The 26,594-nt window shown below is 62.0% G+C and carries 24 protein-coding genes and 1 tRNA gene; 10 read left to right on the top strand and 15 right to left on the bottom strand.

Annotated features, from left to right (window positions below; all coding sequences use genetic code 11):
• Positions 1-33: 33 nt before the first annotated feature.
• Together fmt and truA are read left to right on the top strand one after the other, a co-directional pair.
• Complete coding sequence (fmt, locus tag AB8A50_RS24515; RefSeq protein ID WP_439079194.1) at positions 34-966, top strand: methionyl-tRNA formyltransferase; 933 nt, start codon at positions 34-36, stop codon at positions 964-966.
• Positions 966-1,706 carry a tRNA pseudouridine(38-40) synthase TruA gene (gene truA / locus AB8A50_RS24520; protein ID WP_184513178.1) on the top strand — a complete coding sequence of 247 codons (741 nt, stop codon included), beginning with the start codon at positions 966-968 and terminating at the stop codon, positions 1,704-1,706. The genes fmt and truA overlap by 1 nt, the downstream gene beginning before the upstream one ends.
• Here the strand turns inward: truA and AB8A50_RS24525 are convergent.
• From AB8A50_RS24525 to rpmH, 12 genes are all read right to left on the bottom strand, one after another.
• Positions 1,703-2,263 carry a phosphorylase family protein gene (locus AB8A50_RS24525; protein WP_439079195.1) on the bottom strand — a complete coding sequence of 187 codons (561 nt, stop codon included), beginning with the start codon at positions 2,261-2,263 and terminating at the stop codon, positions 1,703-1,705. The genes truA and AB8A50_RS24525 overlap by 4 nt on opposite strands.
• Positions 2,260-3,429 (bottom strand): succinyl-diaminopimelate desuccinylase, encoded by a 1,170-nt coding sequence (gene dapE, locus AB8A50_RS24530; protein WP_439079196.1) that lies wholly within the window; start codon positions 3,427-3,429, stop codon positions 2,260-2,262. The genes AB8A50_RS24525 and dapE overlap by 4 nt, the downstream gene beginning before the upstream one ends.
• A complete protein-coding gene (locus AB8A50_RS24535; protein WP_068732787.1) occupies positions 3,429-3,905 on the bottom strand; it encodes a DUF805 domain-containing protein in 477 nt (158 codons plus the stop codon). Before AB8A50_RS24535 ends, dapE begins: the two co-directional genes overlap by 1 nt.
• 68 nt (positions 3,906-3,973) lie before the next feature.
• Positions 3,974-4,819 (bottom strand): 2,3,4,5-tetrahydropyridine-2,6-dicarboxylate N-succinyltransferase, encoded by an 846-nt coding sequence (dapD, locus tag AB8A50_RS24540; RefSeq protein WP_093759804.1) that lies wholly within the window; start codon positions 4,817-4,819, stop codon positions 3,974-3,976.
• 262 nt (positions 4,820-5,081) lie between these two features.
• Entirely contained in the window at positions 5,082-5,789 is a 708-nt protein-coding gene (locus AB8A50_RS24545) for a pyrimidine 5'-nucleotidase (protein WP_120288255.1), read from the bottom strand.
• Between the two features lie 23 nt (positions 5,790-5,812).
• Positions 5,813-6,796, bottom strand: coding sequence for a DUF1036 domain-containing protein (locus AB8A50_RS24550; RefSeq protein WP_439079197.1), 984 nt, complete (start codon positions 6,794-6,796; stop codon positions 5,813-5,815).
• Between the two features lie 80 nt (positions 6,797-6,876).
• On the bottom strand, positions 6,877-7,773 hold the full coding sequence (argB, locus tag AB8A50_RS24555) for an acetylglutamate kinase (RefSeq protein WP_120288257.1): 897 nt from the start codon (positions 7,771-7,773) through the stop codon (positions 6,877-6,879).
• Between the two features lie 92 nt (positions 7,774-7,865).
• On the bottom strand, positions 7,866-8,243 hold the full coding sequence (locus tag AB8A50_RS24560) for a DUF423 domain-containing protein (RefSeq protein ID WP_439079198.1): 378 nt from the start codon (positions 8,241-8,243) through the stop codon (positions 7,866-7,868).
• The gene (gene yihA, locus AB8A50_RS24565; protein WP_120288259.1) at positions 8,243-8,893 is read right to left on the bottom strand and encodes a ribosome biogenesis GTP-binding protein YihA/YsxC; all 651 of its coding nucleotides are present in this window, start codon (positions 8,891-8,893) and stop codon (positions 8,243-8,245) included. The genes AB8A50_RS24560 and yihA overlap by 1 nt, the downstream gene beginning before the upstream one ends.
• Before the next feature lie 135 nt (positions 8,894-9,028).
• On the bottom strand, positions 9,029-10,897 hold the full coding sequence (yidC, locus tag AB8A50_RS24570; RefSeq protein WP_093759796.1) for a membrane protein insertase YidC: 1,869 nt from the start codon (positions 10,895-10,897) through the stop codon (positions 9,029-9,031).
• A gap of 73 nt (positions 10,898-10,970) precedes the next feature.
• Positions 10,971-11,333, bottom strand: coding sequence for a ribonuclease P protein component (rnpA, locus tag AB8A50_RS24575; RefSeq protein WP_439079200.1), 363 nt, complete (start codon positions 11,331-11,333; stop codon positions 10,971-10,973).
• Positions 11,334-11,357: 24 nt separating this feature from the next.
• On the bottom strand, positions 11,358-11,492 hold the full coding sequence (rpmH, locus tag AB8A50_RS24580; protein WP_011471298.1) for a 50S ribosomal protein L34: 135 nt from the start codon (positions 11,490-11,492) through the stop codon (positions 11,358-11,360).
• Between the two features lie 447 nt (positions 11,493-11,939).
• On the opposite strand from rpmH, the gene AB8A50_RS24585 reads away from it, so the two are divergent.
• Entirely contained in the window at positions 11,940-13,367 is a 1,428-nt protein-coding gene (locus AB8A50_RS24585) for an ATP-binding protein (RefSeq protein ID WP_175368586.1), read from the top strand.
• 159 nt (positions 13,368-13,526) lie between these two features.
• A tRNA-Arg gene (locus tag AB8A50_RS24590) sits at positions 13,527-13,603 on the top strand.
• Positions 13,604-14,057: 454 nt separating this feature from the next.
• Here AB8A50_RS24590 and AB8A50_RS24595 read toward each other — a convergent pair.
• On the bottom strand, positions 14,058-18,884 hold the full coding sequence (locus AB8A50_RS24595) for an NAD-glutamate dehydrogenase (protein WP_439079201.1): 4,827 nt from the start codon (positions 18,882-18,884) through the stop codon (positions 14,058-14,060).
• A 437-nt stretch (positions 18,885-19,321) separates the two neighbouring features.
• Positions 19,322-20,110 carry an IclR family transcriptional regulator gene (locus AB8A50_RS24600; RefSeq protein ID WP_089262784.1) on the bottom strand — a complete coding sequence of 263 codons (789 nt, stop codon included), beginning with the start codon at positions 20,108-20,110 and terminating at the stop codon, positions 19,322-19,324.
• A 135-nt stretch (positions 20,111-20,245) separates the two neighbouring features.
• Between AB8A50_RS24600 and AB8A50_RS24605 the strand changes: the two genes are divergently transcribed.
• From AB8A50_RS24605 to AB8A50_RS24630, 6 genes are all read left to right on the top strand, one after another.
• Positions 20,246-21,211: a Bug family tripartite tricarboxylate transporter substrate binding protein gene (locus AB8A50_RS24605; RefSeq protein WP_439079202.1), complete on the top strand. Its 966-nt coding sequence runs from the start codon at positions 20,246-20,248 to the stop codon at positions 21,209-21,211.
• Between the two features lie 3 nt (positions 21,212-21,214).
• A complete protein-coding gene (locus AB8A50_RS24610; protein WP_439079204.1) occupies positions 21,215-21,823 on the top strand; it encodes a flavin reductase family protein in 609 nt (202 codons plus the stop codon).
• Between the two features lie 89 nt (positions 21,824-21,912).
• On the top strand, positions 21,913-22,773 hold the full coding sequence (locus tag AB8A50_RS24615; RefSeq protein WP_439073348.1) for a fumarylacetoacetate hydrolase family protein: 861 nt from the start codon (positions 21,913-21,915) through the stop codon (positions 22,771-22,773).
• Entirely contained in the window at positions 22,770-23,579 is an 810-nt protein-coding gene (hpaH, locus tag AB8A50_RS24620; protein ID WP_374725708.1) for a 2-oxo-hept-4-ene-1,7-dioate hydratase, read from the top strand. Before AB8A50_RS24615 ends, hpaH begins: the two co-directional genes overlap by 4 nt.
• Positions 23,580-23,601: 22 nt before the next feature.
• A complete protein-coding gene (locus AB8A50_RS24625; protein WP_439079205.1) occupies positions 23,602-23,994 on the top strand; it encodes a RidA family protein in 393 nt (130 codons plus the stop codon).
• Positions 23,995-24,006: 12 nt separating this feature from the next.
• Complete coding sequence (locus AB8A50_RS24630; protein ID WP_439079206.1) at positions 24,007-24,879, top strand: amidohydrolase family protein; 873 nt, start codon at positions 24,007-24,009, stop codon at positions 24,877-24,879.
• Positions 24,880-25,134: 255 nt separating this feature from the next.
• Here AB8A50_RS24630 and AB8A50_RS24635 read toward each other — a convergent pair whose 3' ends face one another.
• Positions 25,135-26,046 carry a DUF2189 domain-containing protein gene (locus AB8A50_RS24635; protein ID WP_439079207.1) on the bottom strand — a complete coding sequence of 304 codons (912 nt, stop codon included), beginning with the start codon at positions 26,044-26,046 and terminating at the stop codon, positions 25,135-25,137.
• Positions 26,047-26,594: the final 548 nt, after the last annotated feature.

Here is a 26,594-nt window from a genome sequence, read left to right on the forward strand (position 1 = left end):
CCGCGCAACGCTGCAACAGATCGGCTCCGACCTATGTCGCTTCGTTTGATCTTCATGGGCACGCCGGATTTCGCGGTGCCGACGCTGCTCGAACTCGTGGCCCACGGCCATGAGATCGTCGCCGTCTATACCCGCGAAGCAAAGCCCGCCGGCCGTGGCATGAAGCTGCAGCCGACGCCGGTGGCGCGCGAGGCTGAACGGCTCGGCATTCCCGTCTTCACGCCGAAAACGCTGCGGACGCCGGAAGCCGAAGCCGAGTTCCGGTCGCATGAGGCCGAGGCTACGGTCGTCGTCGCCTATGGCATGATCCTGCCGCAGAATATTCTCGATGTACCGCCGCTCGGCTGTTTCAACCTGCACGGCTCGCTGTTGCCGCGCTGGCGCGGCGCCGCACCGATCAATCGTGCCATCATGGAGGGCGACGCCGAGAGCGGCGTCATGGTGATGAAGATGGATGTCGGCCTCGACACCGGCGATGTCGCCATGGCCGAGCGCCTGGCGATCACCGATGCGATGACGGCGCTGGACCTGCACGATGCGCTGGCGCCGCTTGGTGCCGATCTGATGGTGCGGGCCATGGGTGCGCTGGAAAGGGGGCGGCTGAGCCTGACCCCGCAGAGTGCAGACGGCGTCACCTACGCGGCCAAGATCGACAAGGCCGAGGCCAAGATCGACTGGTCGAAGCCGGCGCGCGACGTGCTTCGGCATTGTCATGGCCTGTCGCCGTTTCCGGGCGCGTGGTGCGAAGTGCCGATCGAGGGCGAGGCGGTACGTGTGAAGGTTCTGCGTTGCGAGCTTGCAAAGGGCGCGGGCTCGCCCGGCGAGATCATCGACGATCAGCTCACCATCGCCTGCGGCGATGGCGCGATCCGGATCATCGACCTGCAGCGCGCCGGCAAGCAGCCGATGAAAGCCAGTGAATTCCTGCGTGGCACGCCGTTGAAGCCGCCTCTGCGGGTGGGCTGATGCCGCGCTACAAGATGATCATCGAATATGACGGCGCGCCATTTTCCGGATGGCAGGTGCAGGCCAACGCGACGCTGACCGTACAGGGCGCGCTGGAGCGTGCCGCCGAGGCCATTTGCGGCGAGCCGATCCGCGTTCACGGTGCCGGTCGTACCGATGCCGGCGTCCATGCGCTCGGCCAGGTCGCCCATTGCGACGTGCCGAAAGTGCTGGTGCCGGGTCGCTTTCGCGATGGCATGAATGCCCATCTGCGGCCGCATCCGGTCGGCGTGCTGTCGGCGGATATCGTGCCGGATGATTTCGAGGCGCGGTTCTCGGCCATCAAGCGCCACTATGTCTATCGCATCACCAATCGTCGCGCGAACCTCGCCGTCGATGCCGGCCGGGTATGGCGCGTGCCGCGCCCGCTCGATGTCGCTGCCATGAGCGAGGCTGCGAAGCGTTTGCTCGGTCGACACGACTTCACGACCTTTCGCGATACCGAATGCCAGGCCAAGTCGCCGATCCGCACGCTCGATCAGCTCGATGTGGTGCAGAACGGTGAGGCGATCACTATCACGACCTCCGCACGCTCGTTCCTGCACAGCCAGGTGCGCTCGATGGTTGGCTCACTGGTCTGGGTCGGCAACGGCCGCTGGACGCCGGACGACCTGGCTGCGGCGCTTGCCGCGAAGGACCGCAGCGCCTGCGGCATCGTGGCGCCGCCGGATGGGCTGTATCTGGTAAAGGTCGACTACTAGACCTTCACGCCCTTCATCGCTTCCCAGAACAGATCCTGGCCATTGGCGACATTGGCCGTCCAGTGTTCATGTGCGAAATCATTGGCGTCGTCGGTGATGAACTTGAAGGCGCGCCAGCGGATGCCATGGCGCAGGCAGACCTGCGCGATGGCAAACAGTTCCATATCGACGATATCGACATTGTTCGACACCAGCCAAGGATCGGTGGAGGTGACGAAACTGTCACCACTGCCGCAGATCACGCCGCGCTGGCCCGAGACCAGGCGGTCGAGATCGGGCGCAAAGGGCGTGCGGCCGCGCGGCGCCAACGGCTCGGCATTCATGTCGCGCTGGATCACGTCGCTGACCTCGACGAGGCCGTTGAGTTTGGTGTTTAGCTTGCCCGCGGTGCCGTAGTTCACGACGAGTTTGGGCTGCATGGCCTGCACCGCCTGAAGCGTTGCGATCGTGGTGTTGATCTTGCCGACGCCGGTGAAAATCACCTCGATCTCGGCAGGCGCGCGTGATTTGTCGAGCTCGCTTTCGAGCGCGGTGAGGACAAGAATCTTGCCGTTCATGCGAAATACCGATCCAGCACGCCGCGATAGATTTGGGTGAGCTTCTCCAGATCGGCAACCTTCGTGTGTTCGTCGATCTGATGCATGGTCTGCCCGACCAGGCCGAATTCAATCACCGGGCAGTAGTTCTTGATGAAGCGCGCATCCGAGGTTCCGCCGCCCGTGTTGAGATCCGGTGTACGGCCGGTGACATCCTTGATCGCGGCGACGACCGTATCGGTAAATGCGCCGGGCTTTGTGACGAAGCTGTCCGAATTGCTCGGCTCCCAAATCACATGCGCGCGAATGCGATTGCCGGCGGCAGTTGCGACGCGTGCATCGATCAGGTCGCGCAATGACGCCTGCGTGTGATGGTCGTTGAAGCGGATATTGAACTTCGCCCGCGCTTGCGCGGGGATGACGTTGGTCGCCTTGTTGCCGACATCCACCGAGGTGAATTCGAGATTGGACGGCTGAAACTGCGCATTGCCCGGATCGAGCGGGTCGCTGCTCAGCGCTGTGATCAGCGCAGCGATGTCCGGCACAGGGTTTGACGCGCGATGCGGATAGGCGACATGGCCCTGCACGCCATCGACGACCAGCGTGCCTGATTGCGACCCGCGGCGTCCGATCTTGATCGTGTCGCCCATCTCCTCGACATTCGAGGGCTCGCCGACGATGCAATGATCGAACTTTTCGCCACGCTCGGCCGCCCATTGCAGCAGCTTCACGGTGCCATTGACGGCAATGCCTTCTTCGTCGCCGGTGATCAGGAAGGAGATCGAACCGCCGCCGTCCTTTTGCGGCTTGCCGTCATTCGCCGCCAGATAGTCCAGCACGGCGGCGACTGACGCGGCGATGCCACCCTTCATGTCCACCGCGCCGCGGCCATAGAGCAGGCCGTTCGTCACGTCGCCGGAGAAAGCGCCATGGGTCCACGCCGCTTCATCACCGGGCGGCACCACGTCGGTATGGCCAGCAAAACAGATATGCGGCGCGGAAGTCCCGATACGGGCATAGAGGTTTTCGATGTCGGCGCTGCCTTCCTCGCTGAAGGTGACGCGATGGACTTCGAAGCCGGCCGACGTCAGCAGGCTCTCGAGCACGCCGAGGGCGCCGGCGTCAGCAGGAGTGACTGAGGGGCAGCGGAGAAGATCTTGAGCGATGGAGAGAGCGTCGGTGGACATCAGACCCTTGGTGCAGTGGCAAGCGCGGCAAGCGGATCGGGACCGTATTCGTTCGGCCCGGCGGTGCCGCGCAGGAAGCCCAGTTCGACGATGGCCCAGATGGTCACGGCGAAGCTGGCGATATGAAAGACGAAGCTGGTGCTCGCGCTGCTGGTGCTGCCGATGCCGCTGAGGACGCTCGGCCCAAGCCAGAACACCAGGATCCACCAGCCGCTCTTCTCGCGGTCGTGCAGCCGCTTGATGCCGGTGGCGATGCCGGACCAGGTGCCGGCGACGATCAGGACGATGGCGGCCAGCCACAGCAGCAACGCGCCGCCGACCATGCTGAACAGCCGGTCGGTGTCGAATCCGCCGAGCCACATCACGGCAGCAGCCACGAAGGCGATCCAGGCCACTATGTAGATCAGGATCGCGAGCCAGTATTTGCCGCGGTTGATACGTCCCTTGAAGCTGAAAAGCAGCGTGGTCCAGTCCATGGCAGCCCCCAGGTCAACGGATCGGTCCGGTCTGCGCGATGCTACGCGCAAACCGGTCCGAACGACAATCAGTCGCGCAGCAACTCGTTGATGCTGGTCTTGGAGCGGGTGCGCTCGTCGACACGCTTCACGATCACGGCGCAGGCGGTGGAGGGGCCGATCTGGCCGTTCTTCATCGGCTTGCCGGGCAGGTTGCCGGGGACCAGCACCGCATATTCCGGCACTTCGCCGACGAACACTTCGCCGGTTTCGCGATCGACGATCTTGGTCGATGCGCCCAGGAACACGCCCATGGCCAGCACCGCGCCCTTGCGCACGATCACGCCTTCAGCGACTTCCGAGCGGGCGCCGATGAAACAGTCGTCCTCGATGATCACCGGGCCGGCCTGCAGCGGCTCCAGTACGCCGCCGATGCCGACGCCGCCGGAAATGTGCACGCGCTTGCCGATCTGGGCGCAGGAGCCCACCGTCGACCAGGTGTCGACCATGGAGCTCTCGTCGACATAGGCGCCGAGATTGACGAAAGACGGCATCAGCACGACGTTCTTGGCGATGAAGGCCGACTTGCGCACGATGGCGCCCGGCACAGAGCGGAAGCCGGCGTCGCGGAAGCTGTTGTCGCCCCATCCCTCGAACTTCGAGGGCACCTTGTCCCACCAGGCCGCGCCGCCGGGACCACCAGAGATCTGCGCCATGTCATTGAGGCGGAACGACAGCAGCACGGCCTTCTTCAGCCACTGGTTCACGGTCCACTTGCCGTCGTCGGCGCGGACGGCGACGCGGGCCTCGCCCTTGTCGAGCAGGTTCAGCGCCTGATCGACGGCGTCGCGGACTTCGCCCTTGGTCGCAGCGTTGACATTGTCGCGCGCGTCGAAGGCGGCATTGATGGTGGATTCGAGGGCGGTCAGCGACATCGCGATTTCCTTGGGCAGATCGTGGGTAAAAGGTGATTTCTTGGAGCTTTTGTCGGGATTCGGCCGGGGAGAGTCAAGGTCGGGAAGAGGGCCGTCCGCGTCAAACTCAGCCTGTCATCACCCGCGAAAGCGGGTGATCCAGTATACGGCGGCGGGACGGCTTCATCACTTCTGCTGGTGCCTACTGGATCGCCCGGTCCACGCGCGCAAGTGCGCGCCAGGCCGGGCGATGACAGGCGAGGGGATGTGCCGCTGTTCGAGATCAGCGCGCTTTGTTCAGCGCCGCCAGAAACCCCGTCAGATCGTCGGTGACGTGGTCGACATGGTCGTCGTCGCGGCCTTCCAGCTCCCAGTCCTCGCGCACCACCTCCTTGGCACCGTCGGGCACGATCAGCACGGTGGTCATGCCGAGTTTGTGCGGCACCACGAGGTTGCGCGACAGGTCCTCGAACATGGCGGCTTTGGACGGATCGACGCCGTGCAGGCGAAGAAACTTGTCATAGGTCTGCTGAGCCGGCTTCGGCTCCAGATCGGCGGCGATGATGTCGAAGATCGCTTCGAACTGGTCGGCGAAACCGAGGCGCTCCAGCACGGCGCCGGCATGGGCGACCGAGCCGTTGGTCAGGATCAGTTTGCGGCCGGGCAATTGTGCGATCGCGGCGCCCATCACCGGATTGGGCTCCAGCGGCGAATGATCGATCTCGTGGACGAAAGCCAGAAAGTCGTCGGCGCGGACCCCGTGTTCGGTCATCATGCCGCGCATGGTGGTGCCGTAACGCTTGTAATAGTCCTTCTGAACCTTGAAGGCCGCGTCGGGTGAAATCCTGAGGAAGTTCGCGACGAAGTCGCGGATCTTGCCATCGACCTGCTGCCACAGGTTCACGTGGTGCGGATACAGCGTGTTGTCGAGATCGAACACCCATGTCTCGACATGGTTGAAGGCGCGCGGCGATTTGGTTGGCAGGGTCATTGATTGTCTCTGTTGTCTGGCCGTCACGGTGTCCCAAAGCGCAGCGTCTTGCCGCCGCCGGACATATCGACGATGGCGAAGCCGGCGCTGGTGAGGCCGCGGGTATTGCAGTCACTGTGTTCGCGGATCTCGAATTTGCTCTCGCGCGTGCAGAGCATGCGAACGCCACCCCAGTTCAGGGGCTTGTCGTTGAGCTTGATGCCGCGGCCATTGTCGTCGACGGCCTCGGCGAAACTGAGGATCTGGCGGGGTTGGCCGACAATATCCGGCCGCAGGCATTTGCCTGGTTCGATGCGATACCAGCCGCGGCTGACAACGCCCTTGCCATCATCGGTCGCGACTGACGCCATCACCTTGTAGGACGTGTCGTTGCACCAGGTGAGCCCCGTCGCAGATGGCGCCTGCACCGCGGCCATCATGGTTTCGAAGAAGTTCGGCGTCGAAACCACATCAGCCGCAAGGCCGCGACTCTTGAGAAATGACGAGAGCGCGCTCTGGGTCTTCGGCCCATCCACGCCGTCGATGGGCGCGGCGTCGTAACCGGCGATCACCAGCAGGCGCTGGATCGCAGCGAGCTTGGCCTGTTCGTCGTCATATTCGCTGTCTTCCGCGAGATAGGCGACCATGTTGCCGTCGTCGGTCTGCGTCGGCTTGATCATCGTGAACGGCACTTGCGACTGTCCGGCGCGGCATTGTCGGGCGGCGGCGATGACGAAGTTATCCGGTGCGATGCACAGGTTGTCGGTGCCGTTCTGCGCCACGGGTGAGGCGCCATAGATGCTGAGCGCGCGGGCATGCAGCAGGATGCGGTCGGCTGTCAGCGTGCCCTGTACGACGACGCGGCACTGCGCGGGGTCGATGCGAAACCAGCCGCGCGTCGCGGTAGCGTTCTTGTCGTCGATACCGATGGCGGCTTCGACGACATAACTCATGCGGTTGCAAAGTTTGAGATCGGCGCGGGCGGCCGTGCTGGCAAATAGCCAGATGACGCTGGCGAGAAGCGTCAACGATGTTTTTCGCGCCCACCAGCCAGACGCGAATGGCCGGGACAAGCCCGGCCATGACGACGTGTGGTGTGGTGTGTCCATCACTTGTGGATCAGTGTGCCCGTGCCCTGATTGGTGAAGAGTTCGAGCAGCACGGCATGGGGAGTCTTGCCATCGATAATGACGACGCCTTCGACACCCTGTTCGAGCGAATAGATGCAGGTCTCGACCTTTGGGATCATGCCGCCGGAAATCGTGCCGTCGGCGATCAGCTTGCGGGCATCCTTGATCGACAATTCCGGGATCAGCTTCTTCGACTTGTCGAGCACGCCCGGCACGTCGGTGAGCAGAAGCAGGCGCTTGGCCTTCAGCGCACCGGCGACGGCGCCGGCAAAGGTATCGGCATTGACGTTGAAGGTCTTGCCGTCCTTGCTTGCTGCGAGCGGCGCCAGCACCGGAATCAGCTCATAGCCGATCAGCTGGTTCAGCAACGTCAGGTCGACTTTTTCCGGCTCGCCGACAAAGCCGAGATCGACCACCTTCTCGATGTTCGAATCGGGATCGACCATGGTGCGCGTCGCCTTCGACGCAGTGACCATGTTGCCGTCCTTGCCGCATAGGCCGACGGCCTTGCCGCCGGCTTCGTTGATGTAGCTGACGATCTGCTTGTTGATCGAGCCGGCCAGCACCATCTCGACGATCTCGATGGTCGCCGCGTCGGTGATGCGCAATCCGGCGGCGAATTCCGATTTGATGCCGAGGCGTGTCAGCATCTGCGCGATCTGCGGGCCGCCGCCATGCACGACCACCGGATTGATGGCGGTCTGTTCCAAGAGGACGATGTCGCGGGCAAATGCGCGGGCCGTATCCTCGGCGCCCATGGCGTGCCCGCCATATTTGATGACGATCGTCTCTTCGTCATATTGCTGCATGTGGGGCAGCGCCTCCGACAGGATGCGGGCCTGGTCGAGAGCACTGATGATGGGCGCGTCGGTCATGAAGCGGATCTCACGGTGAGCAATCTGCGGCGCGTTCTAGCCGATTGATTGCCGCCGCGCAAAGCATCGCTGCTCTGTCCAGTGGCCCGGCGTCAGGCGGGGCGCGGCCAGGCTGCGGATACCGCCAGCGCCAGCCAGCTCAGGATCAGCAGGGTGCCGCCGGTCGGCGCGGCCATTGTGAACAAGCCGTGACCGACATATTGGCGCAGGGTCAGGTCGCCGGCGAAGATCGCGGCAGCAATGACGAAGCCGAACGCAGCTGTCAGGCCGATCTGCAGATGGGCGACGCCGCGCTCGATCAGGGCGACGGCACCGAGAATGGCGGCGGCATGAAACAGCAGCATCGAGGAGGCCGAGGCCAGCCGCGTCGCGTCCGGCTGATGCGCCGAAGCGGCGGCGAGAATGACGCCGTCGGCGCCCATCACGCTAGCCAGGATGACAAGAATGCGAAACAGGCTAAAGCGGGTCATCAGTTGCGCTCGTTCAACAGGCGGACCATTGCAGCCCGCAATTCGGCCATGCCGTCACCGGTGCGCGACGATGTAACCAGCACGTCCGGAAAGGCTGCCGGATGAGTCCGCAACTCGGTGCGGACCTCTTCGAGGGTCTTATCGAGTTCGCTCTTCTTCACCTGATCAGCCTTGGTCAGCACGATCTGGTAGCTAACCGCCGAGCGATCGAGGGACTTGAGCACGTCGAGGTCGACATCCTTCAGGCCATGCCGGGAGTCGATCAGGACGTAGACGCGCGCGAGGCTCGCCCGGCCCTGGAGGAAATTGTAGATCAGCTTGGTCCAGGACGCGATCTTGACCTTTGGCGCCGAGGCATAGCCGTAGCCGGGCATATCGACGAGCCGGAAGTCGGAGCCATCAGGACCTTCGAAGAAGATCAGCTCCTGTGTGCGGCCCGGCGTATGCGAGGTCCGCGCCAGCGCGTTGCGCCCGGTCAGGGAGTTGATCAGGCTGGATTTGCCGACATTGGAGCGTCCGGCAAAGGCAACTTCCATCCCTGCCATTGGCGGCAGCGTCTCGATCGAGGGCGAGGCCCAGATGAACGTCCATTCGCCTGCAAAAAGCAGGCGGCCCTGTTCGATCAGCTTCGCATCGGTGTCAGTGGTCATGCGAAGTGGCTTTCTGTGCTGCTCCGGCCCTCATGGTGAGGAGGCGCGCAAGCGCCGTCTCGAACCATGAGCGCCCCGCCCTCGCCCTTCGAGACGCGGCCAAGTGGCCGCTCCTCAGGATGAGGGCTCCAAGGGTTACGTCTTCTTTTCAGCCGGCTTCTTCGCGAAGGTCGACTTCACGTTGTCGAACAGTTCGACCTTCACGCCGTTGCGATTCATGATGTAGGCCTGCTGCAGCACCGAGAGGGTGTTGTTCCATGCCCAGTAGATCACGAGGCCTGCCGGGAAGCCGGCCAGCATGAAGGTGAAGATCAGCGGCATCCAGTCGAAGATCATCTTCTGCGTCGGATCCGGCGGTGTCGGATTCAGCTTCATCTGGAACCACATCGTGATGCCCATGATGATCGGCCAGATGCCGAGCGCGAGGTAGTGACCGAACACCGGAATCGTCGTCGGATCGAAGGGGATGAGGCCGAACAGGTTGAAGAGATTGGTCGGATCATGCGCCGACAGATCCTTGATCCAGCCAAAGAACGGCGCGTGGCGCATTTCGATGGTGACGAACAGAACCTTGTAGAGCGAGAAGAACACCGGGATCTGCAACATGACGGGAAGACAACCGGCGATCGGGTTGATCTTCTCCTTCTTATAGATCTCCATCATCTCCTGCTGCTGCTTCATCTTGTCGTCAGGGAAGCGCTCCTTGAGCGCCGCCAGCTGCGGCTGCACGGCCTTCATCTTCGCCATCGAGGCGTAGGACTTCGAGGCCAGCGGGAAGAAGATGATCTTCACCAGCACCGTCACCAGCAAAATAGCGATGCCGAAATTGCCGAACAGGTGGAAGAACCAGTCGAGCGCCAGGAACATCGGCTTGGTGATGAAGTAGAACCAGCCCCAGTCGATCAGAAGGTCGAAGTGGTTGAGGCCGAGCGCTTGATTATAGCCGCCGAGACCGACCGCCAGCGGGAAGTTGATGCCGACAGTGGCCGCTTCCTTGGCGCCGGCGAACAGGCGGGCATTGGCCGTGCCGGTGCCGCCGATGGCGATGGTCTGCGCGTCCTGCAGATAGTCGGTCTGGTAGGTCCGCTGGGTGCCGGTCAGGTTCGATGAGAAACGGGCCTGCAGCTGTGCATTGGTGTCGGGTAGCAGTGCCGACGCCCAATATTTGTCGGTGATGCCGAGCCAGGCATTGGTGACCTTGAAATTCACCGCCTTGGCTTCGTCGATCTTCTTGTAACCGTATTCCTGCAGGCCCTGGTCGCCGAGATAGCCGACGAGGCCTTCATGCAGGATGTAATAGCCTTCGACATGCGGCGTGCCGTGGCGCGAGATCAGCGCGAACGGATACAGCGTCACCGGCGCGTTGCCGATATTGCTGACGTCATCCTTGACCGAGAACAGGTAGCGGTCGTCGATCGAAATGGTGCGAGTGAACGTCAGGCCGTCGCCGTTGTTGTACTTGAGCACGACAGGCGTGGTCGGCGTCAGGGCGTTGGAGCCTTCCTGCTGCCACTGGGTGTTCTGGTCGGGAATCTTGGTGTTTGCACCGGCGGCGGCGACCCAGCCGAACTCGGCATAATAAGGCGCGGCAGTGCCGGAGGGGGAGAACAACACGATCGCCGGCGACTTCGGATCCACGGTGTCGCGGAACTTGGTCAGCGAGATATCGTCGAGGCGCGCGCCCTTCAGTGCGATGCTGCCGGAGATGCGCGGCGTGTCGATCTTGACGCGCTGCGACGCGGCAATGGCGCTGTCGCGGCTGACAATCGGAGCGTTGGCCGGCGCCACATTCGTGGGTGCGCCGCCTGCGGCGGTGGAATTCGCGGTCGGCGTCGTGCTGCCGGGCGTGGCGTTGGGCTGTGCGGTCGGGTTGGCGAGCTGGGTCTGCGTCGCGGTCTGTGCGCGCTGCTTCTCCATCTGCGGGATGTTGTAGAAATATTGCCAGCCGATCAGCACCAGGCCGGACAGAATGACGGCAATAATGGTGTTGCGATTGTCGGTCATCGTTCAGGTCTCGTCATTCAAATGCGGGTGCGGCTCTCGCTTCCGGCTGCGCGCTTGTCGCAGGCTGAAAGCGTCAGGTCACGCTGGTTTTAGAAGATTGCGTCTTAGAAGATTGCCGATCGAGGCGGTGCAGCGCCGAGCGGAGGTCGTCGAGCATCATCGTGAAATCGCGTTGGAGCGCGACACGACGGCCGACTAGCACATAATCGCTGTGGGGTCGCATGGATAAGACATCGACGCGCTTCACCAGTTCGCGAAGCCTGCGCCGGATACGGTTCCGCTCGGTGGCGGTTCCGTTTTTTTTGGTCACGGTAAAGCCGACCCTGATCGGGCCGTCGTCTTCACGTCGCCGGGTTTGCATCACAAAGGCAGGGCTGTTCACCCGCGGCCCATTGGCAGCGGCGAGAAAGTCCGCCCGCTGCCGTAACCGGTCCATGATGAACTCTCGGAAGAGATCCGATCAGGCGCTGAGGCGCTTGCGGCCACGTGCGCGGCGCGCAGCCAGAACCTTGCGGCCGCCAACGGTCGCCAAGCGAGCGCGGAAGCCGTGACGGCGCTTGCGCACCAATTTGCTGGGTTGATAAGTCCGCTTCACGGGTCGTTCTCCGCTGACCGGGCAATTCGCCGAGTAATTTGAGGTAAGTCCTAAGATGTTGGCTCAACGAGCCATTTCCGGCCCAAAGACGAGCCGCACCCGATCCAAAACCGGGTCATCGCGGACAGTTGGCGGGCTTATACGGGAGCGTCCTGTTTTCGTCAATGTTGCCCTGTAGCGGTGTTCTGATCCGCCAAATTCTTGGAACTATGGGATTAATCCCAATTTCCCGGTGTTTTCAGGTTGTTGGCGGTTGTGAAATTGCTCTATGGCTTAAGCGTGTTCGCTCAGCGGACAAATTTAAGAACTGGTCGCAAACATCATCGTAACAAATCGTCGTTGGACCCGTATCTCTCGATAGTTCAGCGTCAGACCGTGAGATCAGAGGCCAATATTGTGTCTTCGGCCGGCGAAAAGCCCATCGAGCCCGCGTTCAGGCTCGGCCCCATGCGACGGCTGGGGCTGTCGGGCAAGCTGTTGCTGCTCACCATTCCGCTGGTGCTGATTGCCGAAATTCTCATTTATGTGCCCTCGATCGCCAATTTCCGGATCAACAGGCTGAACGACAGGCTGGCCGCGGCCAATACGGCAGCACTGGTGCTGGATGCCGCGCCGCTCGGCATGGTCCCGGAATCGCTGTCGCGACAAATCCTGAGCAGCATCGGCGCCCGTGCGGTGGCCATCAAGATGGGCCAGCAGCGCCGTCTGCTCGCCAGCGCGGATCTGCCGGCGCAGATCGACCATGACATCGATATGCGGTCGATGACGGTGTGGTCGGCGATTGTCGATGCGTTCGAGGTCATGCTGGAAACCGGCGATCAGACGATGCGCATCATCGGGCCGGCGCCCGGCGGGGCGCAATTCATTGAAGTGGTGGTCGATGAGTTACCGCTGCGGCAGGCGATGTATCGTTTTTCCAGCAATCTGTTGTGGGTGTCGCTGGGATTGGCGATTCTCTCTGCGGGGCTGGTCTATCTGGCGCTGCATTATCTTTTCGTGCGGCCGATGCGGAATTTGACGGCCAATCTCGTCGCTTTCCATGAAAACCCCGAGAGCTCGGCGCGGATCATCGTGCCGAGCCAGCGCGCTGACGAAATCGGCGTGGCGGAGCGCGAATTGTCCGACATGCAGCGCGATCTCGTTTCGATGCTGCATCAGAAGAGTCGTCTCGCTGCGCTCGGCCTCGCGGTCTCGAAGATCAATCATGACCTGCGCAATCTGCTTGCGTCGTCACAATTGCTGTCGGATCAGCTCGCCAGCGTGCCCGATCCCCGCGTGCAGCGCTTCGCGCCGAAGCTGATGCGCTCGCTGGAGCGCGCCATCGCCTTCTGCCAGTCGACACTCTCTTATGGCCGCGCGCAGGAAGCTGCCCCCGACCGCAAGATGATTCTCGTTGAACCGGTGGTCAACGAAGTCCGCGAATCGGCCGGGCTCGCGACCGACGTGTCGATCGGCTGGGTCAACGCCATCGAGCGCGGGCTGATGATTGATGCCGATCCCGATCAGTTGTTTCGCATTTTGCTCAATCTGGTCCGCAATGCGGCCCAGGCGCTGGAGGGGCAGCCGCAGAGCGACGTCGCCCCGCAGCAGATCCGCATCACCGGCCGCCGCGAAGGCGCTGTCACCATTCTCGAAGTGTCCGACACCGGCCCAGGCGTCCCGCAGCGGGCGCGCGACCACCTATTCGAGGCATTTCAGGGCTCGTCCCGCCCCGGCGGTAGTGGGCTGGGCCTCGCGATCGCGGCCGAACTGGTCCGCGCCCATGACGGCGATATTCACCTTGTGGAAGGCACTTTGGGCGCCACCTTCCGGATCAGCCTTCCGGACCGGCCGGTGGAACTGCACAGCATCCGCAACGAACGCGCGCGGGCCTGAGCCGTTTTTTCCGGCTATGTCACGGTAGTGAAATAAGCGGCTCAGGGCGCTTGCCAAGCCGGGCTCGACCCGGTAGCTATGGCCCGCTTTCGCAAACATCGTTTCCGAAACGCATCCGGTGTTGGCGGCTCTGACTTTTGGCCCCACACATCGCGGCACGCGCCCGTAGCTCAGCTGGATAGAGCACGTGACTACGAATCACGGGGTCAGAGGTTCGAATCCTTTCGGGCGCGCCATTTCTGCTTCATTGTTGATGCGCCAATCATCGTCGCCATTGCTGCGCTTCTCATAGCTTACGGGATCCTTGCCACAACGTCGGGCCGGTTTTTCTCGAGCCAGGCTACGGCCTCGGGTCCATCGACGACGCACTCGAAGGTTTCCCAGGTGGGGTCCTCCAGGGATTCCGGTTGCAGTCGCTTCGCTGCGTACTCAACGAGGTCGTGCAACCGTTCGTATCCTCGTCGGCGCTCGAGGGATTCTGCAATCGCTGTGCTGGCCCATCCGCGTTGGGCCAAATCGATAATGCTCGGAGCGTTAGCCTCGCTGAACCAGGGTGTGGCATCGAACTCGATGCAGCGGACATTATCAGCTGTATGGCAAGTAGCGTGGATCATTGGGGTCCTCCGTTCGCTGGCTAACAACCTGCGCTAGCATTGCTCTTTAGAGTTTCACATCGCTGCCCCGCACGCCTCAGCCTTTGACCAAGTCCCCCAGCAGGTTTGCCGCCACCATCAGCTTGGCGAGCGTCAGGCCGCCAGCAGCAATCTCCTCGACTGCGCGGCGGATGCGCGTCGCCTCGGGATGAGCTGCAAGCCAGGTCTCCGCAGCCTGCTGGCCGGATTGGCCGGTTGCCAACATATCCGCAGCGAGGCCTCTTTCGGCAGCCGCGATCAGGTCGACGGCGCGGTCGATGGCGAGGCGTTCGAAACGATCGCTGGCGGGCACGCTGCGCGCGGCAGCGATGATGCGGTCGAGACGGAAATTGGCCTCGGCGGCAAAGAACGTCGCGGTGGCGTCGCCGATGCTGCGGCCGGTGCGCTCGGCGACCGTCACGATGTCCGGCGCCGAGACCAGGGTGTCGAGATCGGCCAGTTCGCCGGCGAGGCCGGACGGGACGCCGGCATCGGTCAGCTCCTGCCGGCGCTTGCCGCGCGCGGCCTGCAAGTCCGGTGGCAGGGTGTTGTCGAGAGAGGCGCTGATCTCGCGGATACCCGGGCCGAAACGTGCGATCACCGCCTCGAGGCCATCCTTGAAATCAATATTGCGCACGTACCAGACCATGCGGGAAAGCAGAAGGTCCTGGACCGCCTCATAGAGGGACAATTGCAACTGCCCTTCGATGCAGGCGTCGAGCGTATCGATCGCATCATTTAGCCACTTGAGCCCGTAGGATTCATCCACCGCCACATAGGCCATGACGATTGTGGGGATATCGGCATCGGTTTCGTCGATCAGGCGCACGATACACGCCGGGCCGCCGCGGTTGATGACCGTATTGACGAGGCTGGTCGCGATGATTTCGCGTCGGAGGCGATGGCACTCTACCGCTGTCGGGAACCTATCCTGAACCTGGCCCGGAAAATACCCGGAGAGCTCGCGGGCGAGACAAGGATCGTCCGGCACGCTGGTGCCGAGCAGGTCGTCGTAGAGCGTCAGTTTGGCGTAGGCGAGCAACACGGCAAGTTCAGGTCGTGTCAGGGACTGCCCGCGCCGCGTGCGCTCGGTGATCGCGGCGTCGTCGGGCAGGAATTCGACTGCGCGGCTGAGCAGGCCGCGCTGCTCGAGCGACTGCATCAGGCGAGTGAGGAAGCCGGTCGCGGCCACGCCCTTGCGTTCGGCGAGCGAGAGCGCGAGCGTCTGCAGATAGTTGTTGCGCAGGACCAGCGCACCAACGTCGTCGGTCATCGCGGCAAGCAGGGTGTTACGGTCAGCCGGGCTGAGGCGTCCCTCGCGCTCGGGGCGGGCCAATGCGATCTTGATATTGACCTCGACGTCGGACGTATTCACACCGGCCGAATTGTCGATCGCGTCGGTGTTGAGCTTGACGCCCGTCTGCGCCGCTTCGATGCGGCCGCGCTGAGTGACGCCGAGATTGGCGCCTTCGCCGATCACCCTGGCGCGAACGTCGGTCCCGGTGATGCGGATCGGATCATTGGCGCGGTCGCCGGCCTGATCGTCGCTCTCCACCGACGCCCGGATATAGGTGCCGATGCCACCAAACCACAGTAGGTCTGCGCGCGTCTTCAGGATCGCCGTCATCACCTCGAAGGGCGTCGCCTGCGGTTTGTCGAGATCGAGCAAGGTGCGCACTTCCGGTGCGAGCGGAATCCCCTTGAGGGAGCGCGAGAACACGCCGCCGCCTTGCGAGATCAGCGATTTGTTGTAGTCCTGCCAGCTCGATCGCGGCATGTCGAACATGCGCTTGCGTTCGGCGTAGCTGATCGCCGGATCGGGAGAGGGATCGATGAAGATGTCGCGGTGATCGAACGCCGCAACCAATTTCGTCGCGGGCGAGAGCAGCATGCCATTGCCGAAGACGTCGCCGGACATGTCGCCGACGCCAACTACAGTGAAAGGCATGGTCTGAATGTCGGTGCCGAGCTCGCGGAAGTGGCGTTTGACCGCCTCCCAGGCGCCTCGCGCCGTAATCCCCATCTTCTTGTGGTCGTAGCCCTGGCTGCCGCCGGAGGCGAAGGCATCGCCGAGCCAATGGTTCTTCTCGGCCGAAATCGTGTTGGCGATGTCGGAGAAGGTGGCGGTGCCCTTGTCGGCGGCGACGACCAGATAAGGATCGTCGCCATCATGCCGCACGGTTGAGTCGGGCGGGAGGAGGTCGTCGCCGTCGAGATTGTCGGTAAGTTCGAGCAGCGAGCGAACGAAGATGCGATAGGCTTCGGTGCTTTCCGCGAGCCACGCATCGCGGCTGGAGAGCGGCGGCAGGCGCTTGGGCACGAAGCCACCTTTGGCGCCGACCGGCACGATCACGGCGTTCTTGACCTGCTGGGCTTTGACCAGGCCGAGGATCTCGGTGCGGAAATCCTGCGGCCGATCGGACCACCGCAGTCCGCCGCGCGCAACCTTGCCGAAGCGCAGGTGAATGCCTTCGACGCGGGGAGAATAGACGAAAATCTCGTAGAGCGGTCGTGGAGCCGGCAGGTCCTCGATTCCGCGCGCGTCGAACTTGAATGAGATCACCGGACGCGGATGTCCGTCCTCGCCGACCTGCCACAAATTGGTGCGGATGGTGGACTGCACCAGATTGGTGAAACGGCGGAGGATGCGGTCTTCGTCGAGCGATGCGACGGATTTGAGCTGCTCCTCGATATCAGCAAGGAGGGCGGTCTCCCGGGCCGAGCGCTCGGCATCAGTAAGGGTGAGGCGTGGATCGAGGCGGGCCTGGAATAGCGCGACGAGGTTGGCGGTGATCGCTGCGTTCTTGCGCAGAGTCTCCCACATATAATCCTGGCTGAACGGCGCGCGGATCTGGTGCAAATAGCGGGACAGCGCCCGGATGGTCGAGACTTCGCGCCAGCCCAGGGCCGTGCGCAGGATCAGCCCGTTATATCCGTCGGATTCGGCTCGATCACCGACCACCGCCATGATCGAGGCTTCGAGCCGATGGCTGAATTCCCGGTTGATCTCGATCGGCTGGCCGTCGCTGGTCTCTATCGTCATGTCGTGCAGCCACACCGGCTCAGGCCTGGCACCGGGCACGATCTGATAGGTACGTTCATCGACCACGCGGAGACCGTGATTTTCGATCACCGGCACGCGATAGGACAGCGACAACGGCGCGGCATCCGAGAACACCTTCAGGCCGAAGCGTTTGGGATCGTCCTCGCCCTCGAAGCGATGAACCGAAATCGTCACCGGGCGGGTTGGCGTGAGCCTTTCGATGGTGGCGATATCGGCTATCGCCTGTTCCGCCGTGGAAACCTCGGTATAGCCGCCGGTAAAGGCCTGGGCATAGCGATTGGCGAGCATGCGCGCCCGCATGCCATCGGTAGACGCAGTCAGCGCAGCCTTCAGCTTGTCGGCCCAGGTCGCGGCAATGGCGCTGATCCCGGCTTCCAGCGCGGTGCGCTCGACGGCAGGAGTCTTACCTTCATAGCGTCCGATGATGTAGTGAATGCGTGTCAATGCTCCTTCGGGGAAAGACACGTAGGAGGCCGCCTGCATCCCTTTGTAAATCTGCGACAGGAAGGCGCCGACTCGCATGCGCACATCAGTGTCGTATTTGTCGCGCGGAATGAAGACGAGGATGGAGACGAAGCGATCGAACTTGTCGACCCGAGCGAGCGCCCGGACGCGGGGGCGCTCATAGAGGATCAGGATCTCCATGACGAAATTGAACAGGGTGTCGACGTCGACCTGAAATAGTTCGTCTCGCGGATATTCCTCGAGGATGTGCATTAGCGCTTTGCCCGAATGGCTGTTCGGATCAAAGCCGGCGCGCTGGAGTACCCGCGATACCTTGTGGCGAACATAGGGGATCTGTCGTGCCGAGCGCGTATAGGCGCCTGAGGTGAACAGGCCGACGACTCGTAGTTCACCCTCGAGCCGGCCGTCGGGCGCATAGAGCTTGATGCCGATATAATCCATCCGGATGCGGCGATGAACGCGGCTACTCACATTGGCCTTGATGACGATGAGTAGGGTCGGCTCGCGCATGAACTCGCGAATTTCCGACGTCATCACCACCATTTCGTTGCCGCGGCGCAGGACCTTTACATCGGGGTCGCGGAGGATGCCGAGGCCCTCAGCGGTCGTGATGTCGTCCGACGCATCGCTGTCGGGCGAGAAGCGATACTCCCGCACGCCGAGAAAGGTGAAATTGTCCGCGCACAGCCATTGCAGGAACTGATTGGCCTCGGCGACCTCGTCGATCTGCAGCGGCGGTGGATTGGAAGAGAAAGTCTTGATCGCGTTCTCGACGCGGTCGCGCATGACGCGCCAGTCCGCGACGCTGGCGCGCACGTCGCTTAACGTCCTGGTGAGGCCGTCAATCAGCCTCTCGCGGTCAGCGTCGGCGTCGAGGCGGGTGATGTGGAGGTGAATCAGGCTCTCGCGCGCGCCCTTTGTCCCTTCCGGCAGTGCTTCACCGTGGAAGTGCAGGAGCTTGCCTTGGTCATCGCGCTCCACCGCGATGATGGGGTGAGCGACGAGGGTAACTTCGATGCCCTGCTCGGCGAGCTCCGCCATAATGGAATCGAACAGGAAAGGCATATCGTCGTTGAGAATTTCGAGCACGGACATCTCGCGCCCGTCCGGCATCATCGGATTGACGACGCGGATATCGGCACGACCCGCCGTGCGTCGCTGTACATGCTCCCAGGCTTGCTCCGCCAGGAAGGCAAGCGAGGAGGCATCGTAACTGGCGAGGTCCTCGGCATTGGTGTAGCCGAACATAAGCTCGGCAAAGGTTCGGGGAGCCTTGCCCGGCTGCACGCTTCCCGCCGCGTCGCGGATCAGAGTTGCCCGGGCCTTGTCGTCACGCCACGCCATAGCGTCCTCCACGTCCCAGCCAACTCACCGCAATTACGGTCGGCCGTTGTTTTTGGAGTGCATCTCTTCGTGCGCCATCGTTTCCCGACCGCGTTTCAATCGCACAGGTGAAATCTTCGGTCGTGCGGTCTTGACTATGTTAGCACCCCGGAGCCGCCGTGGCGCGCGGAGTTGTGAGGTGTGTCTTGACGCCGGAATCGATGCGACGAGCCTCGCGCCATAAGGCATCTTATAAAATCACAAGCAATTTCAACAATATATGAGTTCGTGGTTGTGTTCCGAATGGCGCGCCATTTTGCGCGGGCAACGGGAGGGGTGGTGCAGTTTTATCCCGAATGGACCGCCAGACTTTTCCGTTCAGATTAGAACAGCTAGCCGTCGATTGGCTGCTCAATCGCTGCTTATATCGCAAGCGGACCTTTGTCTTGGATTGAGCGACGCGTGCTCGCTTACCGGATTTTCTGCTCGACCTCGTAAGCTGCCTTCAGAAGCGTTTCGACAACTTCCTGCTCGCGACGCGGGCCGAGCCGTGTTCGGACGGCCGATATGGTGAGGGCCGCCGCCGGGTCGCCGTCGGCTGTCTTGATCCAGGTCGAAATCGATTTCGTGCCCTGGACCAACCCGACTTCGCGCACGCCATAGCCCCTGCGCCGGGCGTCGGCGATCTCTGACAACACAGTCTGCCGATCGGTCCGATATCCCGCAAATCGAGGCTCATTCGTCATAGCGATCCGGCGTGATTCTTGAGCCGGTAACGCGGCCAGGATGGCAACGCCTGCGCTGCTGACGCCCAGCGGCCGCCGCGCACCGACGGCGATCGAGAGTACCTGGATCGGATATGAGCCAATTCTCCTATCCACGCATAAAGTGTCGTTGCCGGTGCGTACCGTCAGAAACAGTGTATCGCCGACCCGTTGCGACGTTTCGCGCAAAATGTCGTCCGCCGCGGCGAGCAATGGCGAGCGCGATGGGCGAGCGAGTGCCAATTCAGGGACCTGCGTGCCGATGGCATAGCGACCCGAGCGCTCGTGGCGCTCGACGAGCCCCTCCTCCATCAGGACATGGACGATCCGGTGTACGGTAGGGCGCGATAGGCGCGTCGCTTGGACAACGTCTTTCAGCGGCAACCCACTCTCACCGCCGGCTGCAAGCACGCGAAGAAGGAAGAGCGCGCGCCGGATCGCCTGTGCGCCTTGTCGCGGCTCCGGGTCGAGTGTTGTTGGCAATCCGTTGTCCATAATGTGGACAATAACCGCACATTGGCATCGACAAGTAAAGCGGGTGAACCAATGGTTCGCCGCAAGAGCGCTGGTCACAATCGGCGTCGAACATACGGTCAGCGGCGTGATAGCCGCATCTGGCGGGAGGAAATGATGAGGTCGCTATGGATCGCTGCAGCCATTGCCGCGACGCTGGTTAATGGCGCGGCGACGGCCCAGGAATGGCCCGCGCGCATTGTCAAACTGATCGTGCCCTATCCGGCCGGCGGCAATGTCGATAGCGCGGCGCGCATTGTCGCGGATCGGCTGCAAGAGAAATTGGGCCAGCCCTTCGTGATCGAAAACAAGTCGGGCGCTGGCGGCATGATCGCCGGTGAGGCGCTGGCGAAAGCGCCGAATGATGGCTACACGCTCATGGTCGGCGCCAATGGTCCGGTTCTCTTCGCTCCCGAAATCAACAAGCGCGACGCCTACAACTGGAAGCGCGACTTCCTGCCGATCTCGAGCATCTCGATGACGCCGCTGGTGCTCGAGGTTCATCCTTCCGTGAAGGCTACGTCGTTCGCCGAATTGCTCGAACTCGCGAAGCGCGATCCGGGCAAGCTGACGATGGCCTCTCCGGGGCCGGGCACCACCAATCACCTGCTCAGCGAACTCATGCAGTCCAAGCTCGAGATTCGTTGGGTGACGGCGCATTATCGCGGCAACGCGCCCGCGACCAATGACCTGCTCGGCGGCCAGGTTCAGTTCGCATTCGATCAACTGTCGGTCAGCCTTCAATATATCAAGAGTGGAATGTTGCGCGCCTTGGCGGTCACGAGCCCACATCGACTGAAGACGCTTCCGGACGTGCCCACTTTCGCCGAGCTCGGCTATCCGGATTTTGACGGTCAGACCTTCACAGGGCTGTTTGCTCCGGCGAACACCCCCACTCCGGTCGCCGATAAATTGAACAAAGCGCTGGCTGAGATTCTCAAGGAGCCAGGCGTGGTCGACAAGTTCGAAAAGCTTGGCGCCGAAGCGCTCCCGATGACGCCGGGTGAGTTCAGAGCCTATCTCGATCGCGAGGACGCCAAGTGGATTCCGGTCGTGCGCAAGGCCAACGTAAAGGCGGATTGACGAATGAAGATCGATCCCGCTGAACTTGGCGCCGAAAAGGCTTATCGTCTGCTCACCGGCATCGTCGTCCCGCGACCGATCGCATGGGTGACCAGCCTGTCGCAGGCAGGTACCGTCAACCTTGCGCCGTTCAGTGCTTTCACCTTCGTCTCGCCCAAGCCGCCGATGCTAGCAATCAGCGTCGGCCGCAAATCAGGCGTCTACAAAGACACGGCGCGCAACATCCTGGATCGCGAAGAATACGTCATTCACATCGCGGATTCGCCGTTGATGTCGGCGGTTCACGAAAGCTCCGCGGAACATCCGCCGGAGGTGAGTGAGGTCGAAGTCCTCGGTCTCGAGACGACCCCCAGCGACCATATCGGGGTGCCGCGGCTGACGGCGCCGCCTATTGCGATGGAATGCCGATTTCGGCAATGCCTCGAATTCGGCGATACCCGCAGCCGGTTGATCGTCGGCGAAGTGGTCGCATTTCACATCAAGGATGATCTGCTCGCCAACGGCAAGATTGAAACCGAGAGCCTCGATCCGATCGCCCGCATTGCCGGTCCGCGTTACGCGCGGCTAGGCGAGATCTTCACGTTGAAATCCGTATTCCAGACATCGAAGTAATTGGAAGAACGCCGCGGGCGCAGCTCGAGCAGCCGGTCCGGCACCGCGATCCAGCGGCAATCGATCCAGTGAATTATTCAGGAGCCTTCATGAAACTATGCAGCTATTCGACCGGCGGAAACAGCCGCTACGGCGTGGTGGCCGATGACGGCGTTATCGATCTCAGTGCATTGCTTGGATCGGAGTTTCCCGATCTGCGCAGCTTGATCGCCGGCAACGGGCTGGCGAAGGCGAAACAGGTGAGCGCCGGCCGCAAGCCCGATCATCGACTGTCGGATCTGGTCTTGCTGCCGCCGATCCCGGCGCCGGAGAAGCTGTGGTGCATCGGGGTCAACTACAAGGACCGCAATGCTGAATACAAAGACAGCTCGGATTTGCCGAAATATCCGAGCCTGTTCGTCCGCAACCCGTCGTCGGTGGTCGGCTCCGATCAGCCGATCGAAAAGCCGAAGATCTCCGAGCAGCTCGACTACGAAGGCGAGCTCGTGATCGTCATCGGCAAGGAAGGTCGTCATATTGCGCGCGAGAATGCGTGGTCGCACATCTTCGGCATGACTCTCTGCAATGAAGGCTCGGTGCGGGATTGGCTGCACCACGGCAAGTTCAACGTCACCCAGGGCAAGAATTTCGATCGGTCCGGCAGCGTCGGGCCGTGGATCGTCACGGCGGACGAATGCGATCCGCAAGGGACGCACGATATCGTCACGCGAGTGAACGGGGAGGAGCGTCAGAACGATTCGACAGAGCGGCTGATGTTCACCTTCGACTATCTGATTTCTTATCTGTCGACTTTTGCCACCTTGAAACCCGGCGACATGATCGCGACCGGAACGCCGACCGGCGCCGGCGCCCGCTTCACGCCGCCGCGTTGGCTCAAGCCAGGCGATGTCGTCGAGGTTGAGTCCAGGCAGATCGGCATTCTTCGCAACGTCGTCGCAGAGGAGAAATAACGGTGCTTGATCAGACGGTCATCGATACGCTGGCGCGTCGCCTCGACGAGGCGGAGCGGACCAAGACGCTCATCACCATGTTCACCGCCGACTATCCCGATCTCACCATCGAGGATGCCTATGCGATCCAGCGGACCTGGACGGCGCTGCAGCTTGAACGGGGGCGAGTGATCAAAGGCCACAAGATCGGTCTGACCTCGAAGGCGATGCAGAACGCGGTCAGCATCTCCGAGCCGGATTACGGCGTGCTGTTCGCCGACATGTTCTATCAGGATGCCGGCAGCATCCCTTATGAACGGTTTTTCGCGCCGCGCATCGAGGTCGAACTGGCCTTCGTGCTCAAGACCGATCTGCGCGGGCCGGATTGTACGATCTTCGACGTGCTGAACGCGACAGCCTACGTCACTCCGGCGCTCGAAATCCTGGAAACGCGCATGCACCGCGTGCATCCGCAAACCAAGAAGCCCCGCACGGTGGTGGACACGATCTCCGACAACGCAGCGAATGCCGCGCTTGTGGTCGGCGGTCGTCCATTCCGTCCGCTGGATGTCGATCTGCGCTGGGTCAGCGCGCTGCTGTTCCGAAATGGCCAGATCGAGGAGACCGGCGTCGCCGCCGGCGTGCTGAACCATCCGGCAAACGGCATCGCGTGGCTCGCCAATCGCCTCGCGCCGCACGACGAATATCTCGCTGCAGGCGAGGTGGTGCTCGCCGGATCCTTCACGCGTCCGATCGAGGTCAGCCGCGGCGATACGATACATGCCGATTACGGGCCGTATGGCTCGGTGTCGTGCCAATTCGTTTGACCGTTATCCGGAGACTGCAGCCATGACATCTTCCAAGCGCCGCCGCAGCGTTCATATCGGCGAGTTCAAGCACGCAAATCCGATCCCCAATGCCTGCCGCATCAACAATCTGCTGATGTCCGGCGTCATCCTCGGCCGCGATCCCAAGACGAGCGAGATGCCACCCGATCTCGAAAGCCAGTGCGCCAACATGTTCGCGCACATGAAGACGATCGTGGAAGCCGGTGGCGGCAGCACTGACGACATCATCAAGATGACGGTCTGGCTGAAGGATCGCAGCAATCGCGGGCCAGTCAATGTCGAGTGGCTCAAGATGTTTCCCGACGAGCATTCGCGCCCAGCCCGTCATGCGCTCTCCATGGAGATGGAGGGCAGCGCCCTGGTGCAATGCGATTTCACTGCGGTGATCGATTAAAGGAGCAGACAGATGCCCGACTATCTTCCATTTGATCCAAACCCGCGCACGCCATCCCGCAAGCCGCCGCCGAAGAGCATCGACAGTCAGTTCCATGTGCTCGGTCCGGTGGAACGTTATCCCGTCCGGCCTGGCGCGGCCTATCAGATGCCGACGGCGACCTGGGAGGCCGCACTTAGGGTACACAAGGCGCTTGGTATCGAGCGCGGCATCATCGTGCAGACGACGACATATGGTGCCGATCACTCGGTGGTTCTGGACGGGCTGGCGGCGATGGGGCCGAACTACAAGGCCTGCGCGAATGCACTGGTTTTCGCCGAGCGCGACGATGCGTATCTCGCCAAGCTGAATGGCGCCGGCGTCGGCGGGGCGCGGTTCAGCTTCCGCAAGGAGCTCGGCGCCGTGCTTTCGGACAGCGACTACGAGCGCGCGATCGCACGTATTTCCGAACTCGGCTGGTACGCTAAATTCCAGCCGGAGAAGGACGGCATCGTCGCCAATCTCGACAAGATCGCGTCTCTCAAGGTGCCGGTCCTCATCGATCACATGGGCCGCCCGGATCCAACCCTCGGCAAGAACGATCCGAACTTGCGTGCGGTTCTCGACCTGCTGTCGAAGGGCAATTTCTGGGTGATGCTCTCGCTCGGCGAAAAGACGTCCAGGAAAGGTACGCCGTGGGACGACGTCGTTCCCATCGCGCAAGCCTATCTCGAAGCCGCGCCCGATCGCTGCGTCTGGGCAAGCGACTGGCCGCACCCTGTATCGGTCGTCCAGCCGCCGAACGACGCCGAACTGCTTGAATTGCTCTATCGCTACGCGCCGGACGATGCCTTGCTGGAAAAGATACTGGTCACAAATCCGGCAAAGCTGTTTGGGTTCTCTTAATAGATAGTGGGCAGAGACCCTGCCGGGAGCGGCGTCCGCTTCCGGCGGATATCCGGGATCGCCCCTCATCCGAGCTGGATTTCATCCGCGCGGACGGGGTGGTTCAACTTGTGAAGCCGACACAAATATCTTTTTGCTGCTCTTCTTCAGCGAGCCTGTCGCGAGCCCAACCTCACGCGACAGGGAACCGCATGCGAGCGATCGAAACCGCAGCCGTATGGTTGTGAACCTGCGTCTCCGGTCGTTTGTTTCGATCTACGGCTTATCGCGGCCCCACGGGAAGAGAGAGACCGGAAAATCGGCCGCATAGCGCCGTCCTTTCGGTGGACGCGGAGGGTCCTGCCGAGGATTCGGGTCCGGCTCCAGCACCTTGCGATAAAGATGCCAGGTGGCGTGACCGAGTAGCGGCAGAACAACGGCGAGACCTACGAATAACGGCAGCGAACCGGCCACCAGCAGCGCGGCCACAATCAGACCCCATGCCGCCATGGTCACAGGATTTTTCATCACGACCCGCAGCGAGGTCTGAACTGCGTCTGTCACGCTCGCATGTCGGTCGAGCATCAGCGGAAACGCCACGACGCTAACGCACAGGGCCATGATAGCGAACAATAGTCCGACGCCGCAGCCCTGGACGATCAGTTGGTGCCCCTCTGTGGTTGTGAAGATGCGCGATGCGAAATCAGGAATGCTGGCCGCAGGGGCATTGCCGAACTTGGAAACGTAAATCGCATTCGCAGTGGTCACCCAGACCACGAACAGAATGAGCAGGAGCGTGCCGAGGCCAAGCATGGCTCCAAAGGACGGCGAGCGCAGCACGCCGAGTGCATGCCACGCCGACGCCTCTTCGCCGCGTTCGCGGCGGCGGCTGAGTTCATAGAGACCCAGGGCTGCAAAAGGACCAATCAACGCAAAACCGGCGGCTAGTGGGAAAAGCAGCGGTAACACCGAATAGCCAAGGGTCATTCTGGCCAGCACAAGCCCGAGAACAGGATAGATGACGCACAGAATAATGGCGTGACTCGGAACCGCCTTGAAGTCCTCCCAGCCCAGCCGCAACGCTTCATGCAGATCGGACAACCCGATCTTGCGAATGACGGGGGCGGCTACGCTATCGGAAGCGCTTGGTACTGTCTGCGAGATCTTGTCAGAATACGGAGTAGCCATGGTCACGATCTCCCATGCGTTCGCACCGGCGAGATCTGGTCATTTTCAAATGACGAGTATTCGCCTTCGTGCGCAGAAATCGCGACTGGTTCTGGAAGACGGCCAAGTTCAACGAAGAGAGCTTTGCCGAGCAAAACCTGTCGCAACCTGTGCAGCAAGTTTAGCGCAATCAGAAAAGAATAGCACGCACTGTTCGGTGAATTCTTCCTTTGTAAGGTTTACGTTTCACCGCGTGGCTGATGGCAATTGACCCATCACTTTGTCCGTCCTGCGGACGCACGGCGTCGTCTATTGCAATGCGATATGAGAATCCGTTGCGCGTGCCATTGCTCAACGGTTCGATCGTGGTGCTATCGTCGTCGTGAGGAATAAGCCGGTCTATTGACAATCAAGCCTGCCGGGGAACATCCTGTAGTGGCAAGTGCCCGTAGTTCGACGACACCAGCGATCGCAATTTTTCGAATTCGATGTTGCGACCGGTTAGAGGGCAAGGCGGCCAGCATTGTGATGGCGAGCTCGAAATCAGCCATCGATGCAGACGTGAACTG

Source organism: Tardiphaga sp. 841_E9_N1_2 (genome assembly GCF_051811065.1).
Lineage (GTDB): Bacteria > Pseudomonadota > Alphaproteobacteria > Rhizobiales > Xanthobacteraceae > Tardiphaga > Tardiphaga robiniae.

Excerpts from the sequence above, each read along its gene's own strand:
- AB8A50_RS24625 (WP_439079205.1), top strand. The coding sequence starts at position 23,602 with ATGACATCTTCCAAGCGCCGCCGCAGCGTTCATATCGGCGAGTTCAAG.
- yidC (WP_093759796.1), bottom strand. The coding sequence starts at position 10,897 with ATGACCGACAATCGCAACACCATTATTGCCGTCATTCTGTCCGGCCTG.
- fmt (WP_439079194.1), top strand. The coding sequence starts at position 34 with ATGTCGCTTCGTTTGATCTTCATGGGCACGCCGGATTTCGCGGTGCCG.
- rnpA (WP_439079200.1), bottom strand. The coding sequence starts at position 11,333 with ATGGACCGGTTACGGCAGCGGGCGGACTTTCTCGCCGCTGCCAATGGG.
- argB (WP_120288257.1), bottom strand. The coding sequence starts at position 7,773 with ATGACCGACGCGCCCATCATCAGTGCTCTCGACCAGGCCCGCATCCTG.
- AB8A50_RS24635 (WP_439079207.1), bottom strand. The coding sequence starts at position 26,046 with ATGGCTACTCCGTATTCTGACAAGATCTCGCAGACAGTACCAAGCGCT.
- AB8A50_RS24615 (WP_439073348.1), top strand. The coding sequence starts at position 21,913 with ATGAAACTATGCAGCTATTCGACCGGCGGAAACAGCCGCTACGGCGTG.
- yihA (WP_120288259.1), bottom strand. The coding sequence starts at position 8,893 with ATGACCACTGACACCGATGCGAAGCTGATCGAACAGGGCCGCCTGCTT.
- truA (WP_184513178.1), top strand. The coding sequence starts at position 966 with ATGCCGCGCTACAAGATGATCATCGAATATGACGGCGCGCCATTTTCC.
- dapD (WP_093759804.1), bottom strand. The coding sequence starts at position 4,819 with ATGTCGCTGACCGCCCTCGAATCCACCATCAATGCCGCCTTCGACGCG.
- AB8A50_RS24630 (WP_439079206.1), top strand. The coding sequence starts at position 24,007 with ATGCCCGACTATCTTCCATTTGATCCAAACCCGCGCACGCCATCCCGC.
- AB8A50_RS24525 (WP_439079195.1), bottom strand. The coding sequence starts at position 2,263 with ATGAACGGCAAGATTCTTGTCCTCACCGCGCTCGAAAGCGAGCTCGAC.
- dapE (WP_439079196.1), bottom strand. The coding sequence starts at position 3,429 with ATGTCCACCGACGCTCTCTCCATCGCTCAAGATCTTCTCCGCTGCCCC.
- AB8A50_RS24545 (WP_120288255.1), bottom strand. The coding sequence starts at position 5,789 with ATGACCCTGCCAACCAAATCGCCGCGCGCCTTCAACCATGTCGAGACA.
- AB8A50_RS24600 (WP_089262784.1), bottom strand. The coding sequence starts at position 20,110 with ATGGACAACGGATTGCCAACAACACTCGACCCGGAGCCGCGACAAGGC.
- AB8A50_RS24560 (WP_439079198.1), bottom strand. The coding sequence starts at position 8,243 with ATGACCCGCTTTAGCCTGTTTCGCATTCTTGTCATCCTGGCTAGCGTG.
- AB8A50_RS24535 (WP_068732787.1), bottom strand. The coding sequence starts at position 3,905 with ATGGACTGGACCACGCTGCTTTTCAGCTTCAAGGGACGTATCAACCGC.
- AB8A50_RS24610 (WP_439079204.1), top strand. The coding sequence starts at position 21,215 with ATGAAGATCGATCCCGCTGAACTTGGCGCCGAAAAGGCTTATCGTCTG.
- AB8A50_RS24585 (WP_175368586.1), top strand. The coding sequence starts at position 11,940 with ATGCGACGGCTGGGGCTGTCGGGCAAGCTGTTGCTGCTCACCATTCCG.
- AB8A50_RS24605 (WP_439079202.1), top strand. The coding sequence starts at position 20,246 with ATGAGGTCGCTATGGATCGCTGCAGCCATTGCCGCGACGCTGGTTAAT.